The 14389-nt window shown below is 74.2% G+C and carries 15 protein-coding genes; 7 read left to right on the forward strand and 8 right to left on the reverse strand.

All coding sequences use genetic code 11. From position 1 onward, the window contains the following. Positions 1-9: 9 nt before the first annotated feature. On the reverse strand, positions 10-816 hold the full coding sequence (locus ACGFSH_RS23115; RefSeq protein ID WP_393351501.1) for an SGNH/GDSL hydrolase family protein: 807 nt from the start codon (positions 814-816) through the stop codon (positions 10-12). A gap of 274 nt (positions 817-1090) precedes the next feature. Between ACGFSH_RS23115 and ACGFSH_RS23120 the strand changes: the two genes are divergently transcribed. Both ACGFSH_RS23120 and ACGFSH_RS23125 read left to right on the forward strand, forming a co-directional pair. Beyond that, positions 1091-2185 carry a DUF5925 domain-containing protein gene (locus ACGFSH_RS23120; RefSeq protein ID WP_393351503.1) on the forward strand — a complete coding sequence of 365 codons (1095 nt, stop codon included), beginning with the start codon at positions 1091-1093 and terminating at the stop codon, positions 2183-2185. A gap of 45 nt (positions 2186-2230) precedes the next feature. Next, on the forward strand, positions 2231-3004 hold the full coding sequence (locus tag ACGFSH_RS23125) for a DUF72 domain-containing protein (RefSeq protein WP_393351505.1): 774 nt from the start codon (positions 2231-2233) through the stop codon (positions 3002-3004). A 137-nt stretch (positions 3005-3141) separates the two neighbouring features. On the opposite strand, the gene ACGFSH_RS23130 is transcribed toward ACGFSH_RS23125, so the two are convergent. After that, positions 3142-3510, reverse strand: coding sequence for a GntR family transcriptional regulator (locus ACGFSH_RS23130; protein WP_393351507.1), 369 nt, complete (start codon positions 3508-3510; stop codon positions 3142-3144). Positions 3511-3579: 69 nt separating this feature from the next. Here ACGFSH_RS23130 and ACGFSH_RS23135 point away from each other — a divergent pair, with 69 nt between their 5' ends. Beyond that, entirely contained in the window at positions 3580-4509 is a 930-nt protein-coding gene (locus ACGFSH_RS23135; protein ID WP_393351510.1) for a GNAT family N-acetyltransferase, read from the forward strand. Then, a complete protein-coding gene (locus tag ACGFSH_RS23140; RefSeq protein ID WP_393351512.1) occupies positions 4490-4993 on the forward strand; it encodes a DUF402 domain-containing protein in 504 nt (167 codons plus the stop codon). Before ACGFSH_RS23135 ends, ACGFSH_RS23140 begins: the two co-directional genes overlap by 20 nt. A 17-nt stretch (positions 4994-5010) precedes the next feature. Here ACGFSH_RS23140 and ACGFSH_RS23145 read toward each other — a convergent pair whose 3' ends face one another. Continuing rightward, positions 5011-5625, reverse strand: a complete 615-nt coding sequence (locus tag ACGFSH_RS23145; RefSeq protein ID WP_393351514.1) for a class I SAM-dependent methyltransferase — start codon at positions 5623-5625, stop codon at positions 5011-5013. Positions 5626-5776: 151 nt separating this feature from the next. Between ACGFSH_RS23145 and ACGFSH_RS23150 the strand changes: the two genes are divergently transcribed. After that, a complete protein-coding gene (locus tag ACGFSH_RS23150; RefSeq protein ID WP_329408356.1) occupies positions 5777-5911 on the forward strand; it encodes a hypothetical protein in 135 nt (44 codons plus the stop codon). A 45-nt stretch (positions 5912-5956) separates the two neighbouring features. Here ACGFSH_RS23150 and ACGFSH_RS23155 read toward each other — a convergent pair whose 3' ends face one another. Next, positions 5957-6433 carry a GNAT family N-acetyltransferase gene (locus tag ACGFSH_RS23155; protein WP_393351516.1) on the reverse strand — a complete coding sequence of 159 codons (477 nt, stop codon included), beginning with the start codon at positions 6431-6433 and terminating at the stop codon, positions 5957-5959. Between the two features lie 162 nt (positions 6434-6595). Between ACGFSH_RS23155 and ACGFSH_RS23160 the strand changes: the two genes are divergently transcribed. Further along, positions 6596-7654 (forward strand): lytic polysaccharide monooxygenase, encoded by a 1059-nt coding sequence (locus ACGFSH_RS23160; protein ID WP_393351518.1) that lies wholly within the window; start codon positions 6596-6598, stop codon positions 7652-7654. Between the two features lie 111 nt (positions 7655-7765). Here the strand turns inward: ACGFSH_RS23160 and ACGFSH_RS23165 are convergent, their stop codons facing one another. Together ACGFSH_RS23165 and ACGFSH_RS23170 are read right to left on the reverse strand one after the other, a co-directional pair. Continuing rightward, on the reverse strand, positions 7766-8668 hold the full coding sequence (locus ACGFSH_RS23165; RefSeq protein ID WP_393351519.1) for an esterase/lipase family protein: 903 nt from the start codon (positions 8666-8668) through the stop codon (positions 7766-7768). Between the two features lie 172 nt (positions 8669-8840). Next, positions 8841-9284, reverse strand: coding sequence for a MarR family winged helix-turn-helix transcriptional regulator (locus ACGFSH_RS23170; RefSeq protein WP_393351522.1), 444 nt, complete (start codon positions 9282-9284; stop codon positions 8841-8843). A gap of 96 nt (positions 9285-9380) precedes the next feature. Here ACGFSH_RS23170 and ACGFSH_RS23175 point away from each other — a divergent pair, with 96 nt between their 5' ends. Next, a complete protein-coding gene (locus ACGFSH_RS23175; RefSeq protein ID WP_329416977.1) occupies positions 9381-9755 on the forward strand; it encodes a cupin domain-containing protein in 375 nt (124 codons plus the stop codon). Between the two features lie 12 nt (positions 9756-9767). Here the strand turns inward: ACGFSH_RS23175 and ACGFSH_RS23180 are convergent, their stop codons facing one another. Beyond that, entirely contained in the window at positions 9768-10736 is a 969-nt protein-coding gene (locus ACGFSH_RS23180) for a hypothetical protein (RefSeq protein WP_393351524.1), read from the reverse strand. After that, entirely contained in the window at positions 10733-14338 is a 3606-nt protein-coding gene (locus ACGFSH_RS23185) for a DNA polymerase III subunit alpha (protein WP_393351526.1), read from the reverse strand. Before ACGFSH_RS23185 ends, ACGFSH_RS23180 begins: the two co-directional genes overlap by 4 nt. Between the last annotated feature and the right edge of the window lie 51 nt (positions 14339-14389).

Raw genomic sequence — 14389 nt, forward strand, 5'->3', positions numbered from 1 at the left:
GGCGGGCGGTCAGGCCGCGCTGGTGAGGACCGGGAGGTAGCCGCCCGAGTGCCCGGAGGCGGTCGGGTGGTAGGACTCGCCGATGTTCAGCAGGTCGAGGCTGTGCAGCCAGGAGCTGCCGGAGCAGATCTCATGGCCGCTGAACGGGGTGCGGACGTCGCCGAAGACGAAGCCGTGGGCGGCGGCCCGCCGGGCCACGGCGGCGTCGAGGTAGTCGGCCGCGCCGTTGATGGCGGAGCGCTTGGTGTCGGACAGGCCGAGGCACAGGGCGCCGACCCGGTAGAAGCGGGGGTAGCCGATGACGACGACGCGTGCGTGCGGAGCCCGGGAGCTGATCGCCGAGTAGACGCCGTCGAGTTTGCCGGGGAGCGTCGAGTCGACGTAGGCCCGGGCGGTGGCGATGCGGCTCAGGCAGCCGCTGTCGGAGCTGGTGACACAGGTCGTCATGACGTCGGCGAAGCCGGCGTCGTTGCCGCCGATGGTGATCGAGACGAGGCCGGTGGAGGAGTTCAGGCCGCCGAGCTGACTCGCCAGGACATCACCCGTACGGGCTCCCGAACAAGCCGCGAAGGTGAAGGAGGCGGGGGCGTGGGCGGCGTTCCATAGGTACGGGTACGCCTTGGTGCTGCGCTTGCAGGCGCCGCTGGAGCTGAGGTAGCTCCCCGCGCCGACGCCGGAGGAGTAGGAGTCGCCGAGGGCCACATAGCCGCCGGTGGCGGCGAGTTGGGATCCCTGCGCGGCGCCCGCCCCGGTGAGGGTGGCGCCGAGGGCGAGGAGGACTGAGCTGACGAATACGACAAGTCGGGAACGTCTCATGGAACCTCCTTTAGCAGGTTCTCTGCCACAACTTTCGTAGCAAGCAGCCGCATTGACGGGAAGTGTCCATGCCAAGAACCTTTCGGCCCCGCCACGCCGTTCGGCACGGGCCGGACCCGTCCCGACCCGGAAGGGCGGGTGCCGAAGGGCTCCTGACCCGCCGTTCGACAAAGGGGTGAAACGCACCGCACGCAGCATGTCCGGCATTGCCGACACACCGCGCGGACCACGGAAACCGGATGCGCACGGGCCCCCGGTGCCGGATCATGGCCGCATGTCTGCCCAGCCACAGGACGCTCTGCCGATCCGGCTCACCGTCGATGACTCCGACTCGCCGTCCGATGTCGTCGACGCGCTGTTCCTCGGCCGCTTCGCGACCGGCGAGCAGCCGTACTCGCACGCCGCGAACATCGACCGCGTACGCTCCGGCGCTACCCTGCTGCCCGCGCACGCCCGGGTGCTGCGGGTCGCCCGCGACGACGACCGCAGCGCGACGCTCGCCGAGGGGGACGGCTGGACGCTGCTGGTCTCCCGCTGGAACCGCGGCGCGGACGTCACGGTCACCGCGACCACCGCCGAACTGGCCGCCAAGGTGCTCGACGAGGCCACCGAGGGCGCGGCGGACGAGCCCGAACCGCAGCCGGAGAACGTGACCATGGGCTTCTGGTACGTCTCCCCGCGGCGCGGACCGCACCGCACGACCCGTCAGATCAGCGCGGGCACCTGGGACGAGGTGCGCGCGAACTACACGGCCCCCGTCGCCGAGGCGATGGACGGCCTGATGACGACGACCCCGCAGGACATCGCGGGCCGCCTGCTCCTGCTGCACGGCCCGCCCGGCACCGGCAAGACCTCCGCGCTGCGCACCCTGGCCCGCTCCTGGCGGGACTGGTGCCAGGTGGACTGCGTCCTGGACCCGGAGCGGCTCTTCTCCGACGTGGGCTACCTCATGGACATCGCGATCGGCGAGGAGGACGGCACCGGCAAGGGCCGCTGGCGGCTGCTGCTCCTGGAGGACTGCGACGAACTGATCCGCGGCGAGGCCAAACACACGGCGGGCCAGGCTCTGTCGCGGCTGCTGAACCTCACCGACGGCCTGCTCGGGCAGGGCCGCAACGTCCTGGTGGGGGTCACCACCAACGAGGACCTGGAGCGGCTGCACCCCGCCGTCGTGCGCCCAGGCCGCTGCATGGCCCGTATCGAGGTCGGCCCGCTGACCCGCGCGGAGGCGGTGGACTGGCTCGGCACGGAGGAGGGGGTCGGCCGCGAGGGCGCCACCCTGGCGGAGCTGTACGCGCTGCGCCGGGGGGTCTCCCCCGCCTCGCTGCCGGAGCCGCGGGGCGGGGCGGACGCGGGGCTGTACCTCTGACCGCCTCGGGGCACACGCACGCGGCCCGGGTGTTTTGATGGAGGTATGACGCTGTACGTCGGTACGTCGGGCTGGCAGTACAAGGACTGGAAGGGCGTGCTGTACCCGGCGGAGGTGCCCGTGCGGCGGTGGCTGGAGGAGTACACCGCCCACTTCGCCACCGTCGAGATCAACAACGCGTTCTACCGGCTGCCCTCGCGGGAGACCTTCGCGTCCTGGGCCGAGCGCGTCCCGTCGGACTTCACGGTCACGGTGAAGGCGAGCCGCTATCTGACCCACATCAAACGGCTGCGCGACCCCGAGGAGCCCGTGCACCGGCTGATGGCCCACGCGGCCGGGCTCGGACCGCGCCTGGGGCCGGTGCTGCTCCAGCTGCCGCCGACGCTGCGCGGCGATCCGGGGCTGCTGGACGCCTGTCTGGCCTGCTTCCCGGCGGGCGTCCGCGTCGCGGTGGAGCCGCGGCACGACTCCTGGTGGACGGCGGAGGTGCGGGAGGTGCTGCGGTCCCGGGGCGCGGCCCTGTGCTGGGCCGACGTCGCGTCGCGGCCCGTCACTCCGCTGTGGCGCACCGCCGACTGGGGGTACGTCCGCTTCCACCAGGGCCGGGCCCAACCCTGGCCGCGCTACGGGCACCGGGCGCTGGAGACCTGGGTCGACCGCGTCGCGACGACCTGGGCGCGCGACGCCGACGTCTACGCGTACTTCAACAACGACCCCGGCGGCGCGGCCGTCGGCGACGCGGCGCTGTTCGGCAGGACGGCGGAGCGGGCGGGCCTGCGGGTGACGCGCACACCGCGCGCGCTCGCCGCCCGCGGCTGACCACACCCCGTCGCGCGACCCGCCGGGCCCTGCCCCGCGGGGACGTCACGCGCCAGGCCGTCCCGAGCCCTCCCGCGACGGGCCGTCCCACCGGCCCCGGCACGGACCGCAGGTCTGCGCCGGTCATGGGTCGTCCGTCACGCCCCGTAGGCCGCCCGGAGGGCCTCGCGGACGGCTGCCGTGGCCTGTTCCTCGGTGAGCCCCAGCCGCAGGGCCCGCTCGGCGTAGGCGCCCGCGGCGCCGGCGGCCTCCCGGTGCGCGGCCGGCCCCGAGGCGGCGACGAACGTGCCGTTGCGGCCCCGCGTCTCGATCACCCCGTCGGTCTCCAGCGCCCGGTAGGCCTTGGCGACGGTGTTCGCGGCGAGGCCGAGCGACTCGGCGAGGCCGCGCACCGTCGGCAGCCGGTAGCCGACCGGCAGCGCTCCCGACCGGGCCTGCTCGGCGATCTGCGCGCGCACCTGCTCGTAGGGTGCGGCGCCGTCATCGATATGGATCTTCAAGGTCACGGGCCGATTGTCCCGCACCGGCGGAAAATGGGAGGCGTCCCCGGGCCGGCCGACCGTAGCGTGCGCCCCATGACCGTCACCGTGCGCGACCTGCGTCCCGAGTCCACCGCCGACATCGAGGGCTTCGTCCGGGTCCGGCACCGCGCACTGCCCTACGTGTTCTTCAGCCCGGCCTCCGTGCTGCACGGCCTCACGCTCTCCCACCACGGCGCCCACGCCCGCAAGCTGGTGGCCGTGGCGGACGGCGAGATCGTCGGCACGGCCCAGGTGAACGTCGTCCATGACAGTCCGGAGCCGGGCCAGGGCGCGCTCAACGTGTACGTGGATCCGGCGCACACCGGGCGCGGGGCGGGCGCGCTGCTGGTCAGGACGGCCGAGGAGCACCTCGCGGCGCACGGGGCGACGAAGCTCTTCGCCTGGGTGCTGGACACGCCGGGCGACCGGGCCTTCGCCGAGCGGCGCGGCTACCGGGCCGGGCGCAGCGCCCACTTCCTCCGGCTGGACCTGGCCGGGGCCGCGCTGCCGCCGTTGCAGGATCCGCCGCCCGGCGTGCGGCTGCGCACCGCCGCCGACTTCGCGGACGATCCGCGCCCGCTGTTCGAACTGGACGCGGAGGCGGGCTCGGACGAGCCGGGCGACGTCGCCACCGAGCTGAGCGACTACGAGGCCTGGGTCGACGAGTACTGGAGGCACCCGCATCTGAACCGGGAGCTGACCACGGTCGCCGTGGCCGACGGCCGCCCGGTGGCCTTCAGCGTGGCCCACACCGGCACGGCGGGCAGGTATGCCACGGGGATGACCGGGACCGCCCGTGCCCACCGGGGCCGGGGTCTGGCCAAGCTGGTGAAGAACCACTCCCTGCACCGGGCCCGCGCCGCGGGGTACACGGAGGCGCACACCGGCAACGACGCGGGCAACGACGCGATGCTCGCGGTCAACCGGTGGTTCGGGTACGAGATCTGCGCGTCGGAGGTGCGGTATGTCCGCGAACTCGGCTGAGCCGGTGGGTCAGGTGGACGTCGTCCTGGTCAAGGCGGGGCGGACGAAGATCCGTTACGCGGCCGAGGTCCTGTCCGACGACGGCTCGCGGATCACGGTGCGCGCGCCCTGGGCCGGTGCGGGCGTACGGGACTTCGGCTTCGTCCGCTTCGAGGCGGGCGACGTGTTCACGGAGCACTACTGGCGTGAGCGCTGGTACTCGGTCAAGGAGGTGCGCGACGCGGCGGGCGGCCTGAAGGGCTGGTACTGCGACGTGACCCGCCCGGCCGCCCTGTCCGGCGGTGAGCTGGTCGTGGAGGATCTCGACCTGGACCTGTGGCGATCCGCCGACGGCGGCGACGTACGGCGGCTGGACGAGGACGAGTTCGCCGAGAGCGGGCTCGCGCGGCGGGACCCCGCGGCCGCCGCCGCCGCGATGGCCGCCCTGGACGAACTGGAGGCGCTCGCCCGCGTGGACGGCGGCCTGGAGTCGCTCCTGGCGTGAGCGGCCCGTCGGGGGCGTCAGACGAGGGCCACCACCGCGTACCGCTCGTCGGTCACGGGGCCGCCCCACAGGCGGGCGTCCCGCGACAGCGGCTCCACGCGCACACGGTCGCTCAGCGGGGCGAGCAGCGCGGTGAGCCGGTCCGCCGGTATGCCCACCGGGGCGACGGTCCCCCACAGACCCTCGACCAGCACGAGCCGCCCTCCCGGACGCAGCAGGGCGCGCCAGTGGCGCAGGACCCGGGCGGGGTCGGGCAGCGTCCACAGCACGTGCCGGACGAGCAGGACGTCGAAGCGCTCCTCCCCGACGGGCGGCGCCGCGGCGTCACCGACCAGGAACGCGGCGTCGCGCCCGGCGAGTTTGGCGCGGGCCAGGCCGATCATGGCCGGGGACAGGTCGACTCCCGTCACCCGGTGTCCCTGTTCGGAGGCGACGAGCGACAGACTGCCGGTGCCGCAGCCGAGGTCGAGCACGTCGCAGGGGCGTTCCGGCAGCCAGGCCCGCAGCCGGCCGGTCCAGGCGGCGCGCACGTCGGGGTCGCGCAGTCCGTGGTCGGGCTCCTCGTCGAAGGCGGCGGCCGCCGCGTCCCAGTCGACACGTGGCGAAGTCGTCGCGTCACTCTTCTCACTCATGTGCCCCACAGTGACACCTGCCACTGACACTCGAATGACAGTCGAATCGTGACACCCGCCACTGACAGACCGGGGGACGATGAGGAACTCTCCCCGAAAGGGTCTACCTCCGTGAGAACGCGGAACTCGGTAGCTCCTCTAGGAGGCAGCCATGCGCCGCACGACCGTGCAGAAGCCCCTGAAGAAGACGGACACCCGCAGGATCCGCGAGGAGGCCGACGAACGGCCCGCCGGACGCCCGGAGGTGCGCAAGGACATCGCGCGCACCTGGTGGCCGGATGGCTGACGTCCGGCGGCCCCGGAGCGCGCCCCGGGCGGTGCCGGCCCGCGCTCAGTCCAGCCGCTTGCGGTAGTGGAAGCGGTCGTACACCCCGTCCGCGCGCCGCTCCACGAGTTCATAGCCGTGGCGCGGATAGATCTTCTGGTTCTCCCACATCATCACGTGCGTGTACAGCCTGACCTCGGGCAGGCCCAGGGCACGCGCGTGTGCGTCGACGAAGCGCAGCAGCCGCCCTCCGACGCCCGTGCCGCGGGCGTCGGGGTGGACGGCGATGCTGTCGAGGAACAGATGGTCCGCGCGCGCCTCGACGACCACGAGACCGGCCACCTCGCGGCCGCCCGCGCCGTCCGTGGCCGGGGCGCCGGTGACGAACACCTTCCCCGCGGCGACGTCCGCCGCGTGGTCCGCCTCCATCGGCCGGGGCACCAGCCCGATGCGCTCGATGTAGGGCGTGTACGCCGCGTCCGTCACGGCCTTCACGGCCGCTACGTCGGCCGCCGTGGCGGGCCGGATCCCCTCGTTCGTCATGCGGTGGACGCCCCTGTCTGATCTCTGCCTCAGCTCTTCCTTAAGGCGACCCTAAAGGTCGCCTCGAACCGTCTCCAGCAGGGGTTTTCACGGTTTCCTGGACGCGGCGCGGTTCTCGCCGCCGTCCGCCCGCCCGACGCCCCGCTTCCCAGGAGACCCCCCATGCCCGCACGCCGCAAGGCCGCCGCCGTCACCGCCGCCGGTCTGGCCGCGCTGGCCCTGACCGCGCTGGCCGCCGGGCCGGCGTCCGCGCACGGCTCGACGATCGGTCCGGTCAGCCGGGTCGCGCAGTGTTACGCGGAGGGACCCGAGAGCCCGAGGTCGGCCGCCTGCCGGGCCGTGGTCGCGGCGGGCGGGACACAGGCGCTGTACGACTGGAACGGCGTTCGCGTCGGGGACGCCGCCGGCCGCCACCGGGAGCTGATCGCCGACGGCAGGCTGTGCAGCGCGGGCAACGCGGAGTTCAGGGGCCTGGACCTGGCCCGCACCGACCGGCCGGCCACGAGCGTCGCCGGCGGCGCGCACACCTTCAGGTACCGGGTGACGGCCCCGCACAAGGGCGCCTTCACGGTCTACATCACCAAGCCCGGATACGACCCGGCCCGCCCGCTCGCCTGGTCCGACCTGGACCTGGGGCACCCGGTGGCGACGGCCGTGGACCCGGTTCCGGCCGGCGGCGTCGCCGCCTTCCCGGGAACGCTGCCCGAGCGTTCCGGCCGCCAGCTGCTGTACACGATCTGGCAGCGCTCGGACAGCCCGGAGGCCTTCTACTCATGCTCGGACGTCACCTTCGCCGGGACGGGCGGGGGCGGCGGGGGCGGTGCGGCCGCCGGAGCGGCGCCGGCCGCTTCCGCGCCGTCCGGGCGGCAGATCGACGCCGGTGCCGGCCGGTCGAGCGTCGAGCACCACGGCCACGGGGACGGCGACGCCGCCACGACGACGGACCGGGACGCGGGACCGTCGGCCAAGGCGCAGCCGTCCGCCCCGCGGCCGTCCCGCACGCAGCCCTCCGGCGCGGAGTTCGCCGCGGCCGGGGCGCCCTCCGGCGACGGCGGGCCGAAGGCGGCCGCCGGGCCGGCCACGGGCGGGAGTCTCGCGCGGACCGGCGACGACGGCACCCCGTATCTGGCGGTGGGCGGCGCGGCCGTCCTGGCGCTGGGCTCGGGGCTGCTGTTCGCGTCGGTGCGCAGACGGGCGGCGGCCGGCGGCCACGGCCGCTGAGGCGGCCGCACGACTCCGGGGCCTGACCGGCGGCTCAGGCCGGACAGGCCCCGGCGGAACGATCCTGCACAGCGGGCCCCGGGCAGCGCGGGGCCCGCGGTGGGCTCGGCGTCAGCTCAGCACGGACGCACAGGTGGTGGCGGTGGCGTGGGCCGGGTCGAGGGCGTTGGCCACCTCGTGGAAGGCGATCCGGTCGAACAGCGCGATCGCCACGTGCTCGGAGAGGTCCAGCGGGCACAGGTCCTGCAACAGGACGTTGCGCACGCCGGAGCCGCTGAGGTACTGGCTGCGCCACGGGGTCGCCACCTCGTCGTATCTGGTGGCGATGACCGTGTAGCGGACGCCGGGGACGGTGTCACCGCCCGCGTTGAGCCTGGTGAGGAACTCCGATCCGGGCAACTGGTCGGCGAGGCCGGGGGTGGCGGCCGTGATCAGGTCCTCGGCGCCGGGGAAGTACGGGAGCAGCTTGGTGAGTCCGCTGAGGGTGGCCCCGTGGTTGTCGGGGGCGATGCCGACGAGCGCTCCGACCTTGGCGGCGCCGCCGAGGAACTTCAGGTAGTAGCGCGGCATCATGCCGCCCTGGGAGTGGCCGACGAGGTCGACCTCGGCCGCGCCGGTGGCGGCGAGCACCTTGTCGACGAAGGCGGAGAGCTGTCCGGCCGACGCGTCGATGGGGCCGAGGCCGTGGAAGAGCGGGACGCCGGGCAGTTGGCCGTAGTCGACGGAGAAGACGCAGTAGCCGCGGACCGTGAGATAGGGGGCGAGGGCCAGCCAGTTGTCGACCGAGTTCCCGAGCGTGCCGTGCACGAGGACGACGGGGCGGGGGTGGGCGGCGGAGGGCTTGCAGCGGTAGTCGTTCCAGCCGCTCGCCGCGGCGTTGACGGCGGCGGTCTCGGCGCCGGCAGCGGCGGAGTCGGAGTCGGCGTGGGCGGCGGAGACGGCGGGGACGGTGAGGGCCGCGGCGGCCAGCAGCAGGGCGGCGAACGGTCGGAGCACACGCTTCCAGGGCAGCATCGATCGGTCTCCTTGCGGATCAAGGGAGGTGCGATGGCCTTACGCCTGTGATCCGGATCACGAGGATGCTGTTCACTCGTCAAGTTACGGGCGAGTAAGTGAAGTGTGAAGTTACGCGTCGGTAAAAACTTCCAGTGATAGCCACGACCGGGCCGCCGCCAGTGATAAGCGATCACCAGACGGGGCGAATGGGTCCTTCCGGTGCAATGCGTGCCAACTGGGCGTACAGGGCGCTCAGCCGCTCCTCGCCGAGCACCTCGCCCCAGGCCCGCACCGCCTCGGCGGCCGCCTCCTCCGCCGCCCGGGTGCAGTCCCGGCCGCGCTCGGTGAGCACGATCAGCCGGGCGCGCGCGTCCCCGGGATGCGGCCGGCGCTCGACGTACCCCTGGCGCACGAGTTCGTCGACGAGCTGGCTCGCCGCCTGCTTGGTGACGCCGAGATGGACGCCCAGCTCGGTGACGGTCGCGCCGCCCCGGGAGAGCCGCGTGAAGGCGAAGCCGTAGGAGGGCCGCGCCTCGAAGCCGCGGGCGGTGACGCCGTCGTCGATGCGCCGGGTCAGCTCCCCGGCGGCGGCGAGCAGGACGGCGGACAGGGCGAGGGCTTCGGAATCATGCACGGCCGCAATTGAAACACCCTTGACAATATGGTCAAGCAACTTGACCATAGAGGAACTTAGTCAACCTGCTTGACCATTTCCTTCCAGGAGGCACCCGTGCCCGTCGTCCGCTCCGCCGAAGCCGTCACCCACGAGATCCACGGCGCCCGTTTCGTCTCGTACGCCACCCCCCTCACCGGCAGCAAGGAACTGTGCGCCTGGCGGGGCGAGATCCCCGCCGGGACCAGGGCTCCCGCGCACACCGTCAGCCGGGAGGAGATCTTCCATCTGCTCGTCGGCGAGCTGATCCTCACCCTCGACGGCCGCGCCGAGCGGATCAGGGCCGGCGACACGGTGATCGTCAACCCGGGGGCGACCCTGGCCGTCGAGAACCCGACCGACCACACCGCGCTGTCCTGGGTCACCACGTCCATCGGCCTGGAGGCGGAACTCGCCGACGGCACCCGGATCGCTCCCCCGTGGGCCAACTGACCCCGCCGCCCCTCACGCCGCCAGCGTTCCCGGCTTCACCGCGTCGGGACCGAACTTCGCCCGCACCCGGTCGGCGACCTCCTCGATCCGGCGGACCTTCTCGTCGACGGGGTCGAAGGTGAGCTGGTAGGAGGCCTGTTCGGCGGGGCCCAGCGCCTCGGCGCGCAGGACGACCGCACGGACCCGGGCACGCTGGAGACCGAGCGCCTCGTACAGTCCGTACGCCGCCCCGGTCAGGGCCGCCGAATGCGCGGTCGGCTCCTTCAGGGTGCGGCTGCGGGTGGTGGAGGATCTGTCGGCGTAGCGCACGGTGAGGGTCAGGGTGCGACAGACCTTCCCCACGGCGCGCAGCCGGACGCCCAGTTCCCCGGCGGCCGAGAGCAGGGCCCGGCGATGCCGGCCGGGGTCCAGCTCGTCGCGGTCGAAGGGGCGTTCCGCGGCCAGCGACCGCGACACGGAGTTCGGCACCACCCGGCCCCGGTCGACGCCGTTCGCCTTCTCGTGCAGCTCCCGGCCCGCCTTCGCGCCGGCCAGGCGCTGGAGCGTGGACAGGGGTGCGGCGGCGACCCGGCCGAGGGTGTCCAGACCGTACTCGCACAGGACGCGGGCGGTCGCCGCGCCGACCCCGGGCAACGCGGTGACGGGCTGCCCGGCGAGGAACGCGCGCACCCCGTCCGCGGGGACCGCCCGGGTCATCCCGGGCCGGGCGTCCCGCAGCGCCATGCGGGCCGTCAGCGGGCCGGGGCCGGCGCCGATCACGCAGTCGACGCCGTGCAGCGCGAGCGCCCGCACCCGGACGACCGAGGCCAGCTCCACCGCGCTGCGCCCGAAGTACCGCTCGGCGCCCCGCAGATCGGCCAGCGCCCCGTCCGGCGGCAGCGCCTCGACGACCGGTGTGAACTCCTCCAGCAGCCCGAGCAGCGCCGGCAGGGCGGCCTCGCGCGCCGGAGGAAGCTGGAAACGTACGCAGAGGATGGTCATCCCGCACTCCCCGGACTCTGGTGCCACAACTTCCTTCCCACCGCGGGCCCTTCGCCCGCGGGGCGCAGATCGGCCCAGGGGTGCATCTCGTACCCCGTGGGCATGCGGAGCCGGCGCCGCTCCATCGCGTCCTGGGCGGCCGAGCCCGCCGGCGCGGGCGGTCCGTCCGAACCGGCGAGGCGGCCGCGCGCCGGGCCGTCGCCGTCGCCGGGGGCGCCCGCGCTGGGACCCTCCGGGGCGGCCAGCCGGGCCGCGACCCCTTCCAGCCCCTCGTCCCGGCGCACCTCCAGCAGATCGGCGAGGTTCCAGGCGGCCGAGCCCACCACGCTGAGGCTGCGCGGCCCGCGCCGCTGCACCACCCCGCGCACCAGCAGCAGCCAGGAGTGGAAGACGGTGTGGGCGCAGGCGTCGTGGGAGTCCTCGAAGAAGGCCAGGTCGACCAGGCCGGTGCCGTCGTCCAGGGTGCTGAAGACGACCCGTTTGCCGGACCGGATCGGCGGGGTCTGGGTGGCCGCCTTGGCGCCCGCGACCAGTACGGTCTCCCCGTGCCGCGCCTCCCGCAGCCGCCGGGCCGAGACCACGCCCAGCTCGGCGAGGAAGTCGCCGTGGTCGTCCATCAGATGGTGCGAGACGTCCATGGACAGCACGCCCAGCTCGGCGCTGAGCCGCTCGGCGGAGGTCAGGTCGGGCAGGCCCGCCGGGGCCGTCCTGCGCCCGCCGGCCAGGGGGAGCTGCCCGCCGCCCGCCCCGCGTCCGCCCCGGTGCAGCTCGGTCAGGTGCAGTTGCAGGTCACGCCGGTTGCCGCCGAAGGCGTCCAGGGCGCCGACCTGGGCGAGCCGTCCCGCCAGCGGCCTGCTCGGACGCGCCCGCTCCCAGAAGTCCACCAGCGAGGCGTACGGCTGCCCGTCCGCGATCCGCGCCGCCTCGGCCTCGCTGATGCCGTGGACGTCGGAGAGGGCCAGTCGCAGCCCCCAACGCCCGGCGGAACCGGCCGGATCGCCGGAATCGGCCGCATTGGGGGATTTCGTCGGCGCCGTCGACTCTCTTGATTCAGACACCAGTTCGATACGGTGGGCGACGCCCGACCGGTTCACGTCCAGCGGCAGGACCGGCACCCCGCGCCGCCGGGCGTCCGCCAGCAGCAGCCGCTTGGGGTACATCCCGGGGTCGTGTGTGAGCAGTCCGGCGTAGAAGGCCGCCGGGTGGTGGGCCTTCAGCCACGCCGACTGGTACGTGGGGACGGCGAAGGCGACCGCGTGCGCCTTGCAGAAGCCGTAGGAGCCGAAGGCCTCGACGATCTCCCAGGTCCGCTGAATCGTTTCTGCGTCATAGCCCCGGGCCGCCGCGTGCTGGGCGAACCACACCTTGATCCGCCCCTGGGACTCCGGGTCGGACAGCCCTCGCCGCACCCGGTCCGCCTCGCCCCGCCCGCAGCCGGTCATGATCGCGACGATGTCGATGACCTGCTCGTGGAAGACGACGACGCCGTAGGTGTCCCGCAGCGGCTCCGCCAGGTCGGGATGCGGGTACCGGACCGGCGCGCGCCCGTGCCGGGCCTCGATGAACGGCCGCACCATGTCGGCGGCGACCGGGCCGGGCCGGAAGAGGGAGATGTCGACGACGAGGTCGTGGAAGGAGGCCGGCTGCAACCGGCCCACCAGGTCCCGCTGGCCCGGCGACTCGATCTGGAAGCATCCGAGCGTCTCGGTGGACCGGATGAGCCGGTACGTCGCCGGGTCGCCCTCCTCGACCGCGTCCAGGTCGACGCGCTCGCCCGTGGCCCGCTCCACCTCCGCCACCGCGTGCGCCATCGCCGACTGCATCCGCACGCCCAGCACGTCCAGCTTGAGCAGCCCGAGGTCCTCGACGTCGTCCTTGTCGAACTGGGCCATCGGGAACCCCTCGCCACTGGTGGGCACGACCGGCGTGCGGGAGAGCAGGGAGGCGTCGGACAGGAGCACCCCGCACGGGTGCATGGCGACTCCGCGCGGGAGGGCGTCGAGGGCCTCGACCAGCTCCCACAGCCGCCCGTACCTCTCCTTCTCCCCTGCCAGCGCCCGGAGTTCGGGCAGTTCCGCGAGGGCCGCGCGGGCGTCCCGGGCCCGGATGTGCGGGAAGGACTTGGCGACGCGGTCGATCTCGGCCGGGTCCATGGACAGGGCCGCGCCGACGTCCCGGATCGCGTGCCGGACGCGGTACGTCTCCGGCATCGCGACCGTCGCCACCCGCTCGGCCCCGAAACGGCCGATGATCGCGCGGTAGACCTCCAGCCGGCGCGCGGACTCCACGTCGACGTCGATGTCGGGCAGCACGACCCGCTCCCGGGACAGGAAGCGCTCCATCAGCAGCCCGTGCTCCAGGGGGTCGGCGTGGGCGATGCCGAGGAGGTGGTTGACGAGGGAGCCCGCGCCCGAACCGCGCGCGGCGACCCGGATGCCCATCTTCCTCACGTCGTCCACGACCTGAGCGACCGTCAGGAAGTAGGAGGCGAATCCGTGGTGGGCGATGATGTCGAGTTCGTCGTGCATCCGCTCCCAGTACGCCCGCGCCGTCGCGGAGCGGTCGTAGCCGCGCAGCACCATCCCCGCCGCCGCCCGCGAGGCCAGCGTCCGCTGGGCGGTGCGGCGGTCCGCGCCCACGATGTGCGGCTCGGGGAAGTGGACGGCGCCCATGCCCAGGTCGTCCTCGGGGTCGACCAGGCACTCGGCGGCCGCGGCCCGGGTCTGCTCCAGCAGCCGGTGGGCGACGTCCCGCCGGAAGCCCGCCGCCTCCACGATCCGCTCCGCCGCCCCGAGCATGGCGTCCGCGCCCTTGAGCCAGGCCTCGCCCGAGTCCAGTTCCCTGGCGGGGTCGACGGGGACGAGCCGGCGGGCCGCGTCCAGGATGTCGGCGACCGGGCCCTGGCCGGGGTCGGCGTACCGCACGGCGTTGCTGAGGACGGGCCGGATCCGCTGTTCGGCGGCGAAGCCGACGGTGCGGGCGGCCAGCCGCAGGGAGCCGGGGCCGGTGCCGGTGCGCCCGTGCCAGACGGCCTCCAGGCGCAGGGCGTCGCCGTACGCCTCGCGCCAGGGGGCGAGGAGCCGCGCGGCCCGGTCCGGACGGCCCGCGGTGAGCGCGCGGCCGACGTCGGAGGCAGGGCCGAGCAGGACGGTCAGGCCGTCGCCGTGGTTGTCGGCCCAGGGCAGCGCGGGCAGGGCCGCGCCGTCCCCGCCCCCGTCCCCCGCGTGCGCGGCCGTGACCAGCCGGCACAGGTCGGCCCAGCCCTTCGCGCCGTCGCGGGCGAGGAAGGTGACGCGGGGCGTCGACTCGTCGACGAAGGCGCCGCCGCGCACGGGAGTTCGGCGGCGGTCCCGGCGCACGGACGCGTCGCCCTGCGGGCGCTCGGGGGCCGTCACCGCCAGGTCCACCCCGAACAGCGGGCGCACGCCCGCCTTCGCGCAGGCCTTGGCGAAGCGGACCGTGCCCGCGAGGGTGTCGCGGTCGGTGAGGGCGAGGGCGTCCATGCCCCGCTCCGAGGCGCGCTCGGCCAGCCGCTCCGGGTGCGAGGCCCCGTACCGCAGGGAGAACCCGGAGACGGTGTGCAGATGCGTGAACCCCGGCATCCGCACCTCCCGCATCGCATGAGCCCGACCGAATCGAACATCAGTTCACTA

Origin of the sequence: Streptomyces sp. NPDC048481 (assembly GCF_043200075.1) — a bacterium.
GTDB lineage: Bacteria > Actinomycetota > Actinomycetes > Streptomycetales > Streptomycetaceae > Streptomyces.

What these genes read in the sequence shown, in the direction of transcription:
- ACGFSH_RS23115 (WP_393351501.1), bottom strand. Translation starts at nt 816, where the DNA reads ATGAGACGTTCCCGACTTGTCGTATTCGTCAGCTCAGTCCTCCTCGCC.
- ACGFSH_RS23120 (WP_393351503.1), top strand. Translation starts at nt 1,091, where the DNA reads ATGTCTGCCCAGCCACAGGACGCTCTGCCGATCCGGCTCACCGTCGAT.
- ACGFSH_RS23125 (WP_393351505.1), top strand. Translation starts at nt 2,231, where the DNA reads ATGACGCTGTACGTCGGTACGTCGGGCTGGCAGTACAAGGACTGGAAG.
- ACGFSH_RS23135 (WP_393351510.1), top strand. Translation starts at nt 3,580, where the DNA reads ATGACCGTCACCGTGCGCGACCTGCGTCCCGAGTCCACCGCCGACATC.
- ACGFSH_RS23140 (WP_393351512.1), top strand. Translation starts at nt 4,490, where the DNA reads ATGTCCGCGAACTCGGCTGAGCCGGTGGGTCAGGTGGACGTCGTCCTG.
- ACGFSH_RS23145 (WP_393351514.1), bottom strand. Translation starts at nt 5,625, where the DNA reads ATGAGTGAGAAGAGTGACGCGACGACTTCGCCACGTGTCGACTGGGAC.
- ACGFSH_RS23150 (WP_329408356.1), top strand. Translation starts at nt 5,777, where the DNA reads ATGCGCCGCACGACCGTGCAGAAGCCCCTGAAGAAGACGGACACCCGC.
- ACGFSH_RS23155 (WP_393351516.1), bottom strand. Translation starts at nt 6,433, where the DNA reads ATGACGAACGAGGGGATCCGGCCCGCCACGGCGGCCGACGTAGCGGCC.
- ACGFSH_RS23160 (WP_393351518.1), top strand. Translation starts at nt 6,596, where the DNA reads ATGCCCGCACGCCGCAAGGCCGCCGCCGTCACCGCCGCCGGTCTGGCC.
- ACGFSH_RS23165 (WP_393351519.1), bottom strand. Translation starts at nt 8,668, where the DNA reads ATGCTGCCCTGGAAGCGTGTGCTCCGACCGTTCGCCGCCCTGCTGCTG.
- ACGFSH_RS23180 (WP_393351524.1), bottom strand. Translation starts at nt 10,736, where the DNA reads ATGACCATCCTCTGCGTACGTTTCCAGCTTCCTCCGGCGCGCGAGGCC.
- ACGFSH_RS23185 (WP_393351526.1), bottom strand. Translation starts at nt 14,338, where the DNA reads ATGCCGGGGTTCACGCATCTGCACACCGTCTCCGGGTTCTCCCTGCGG.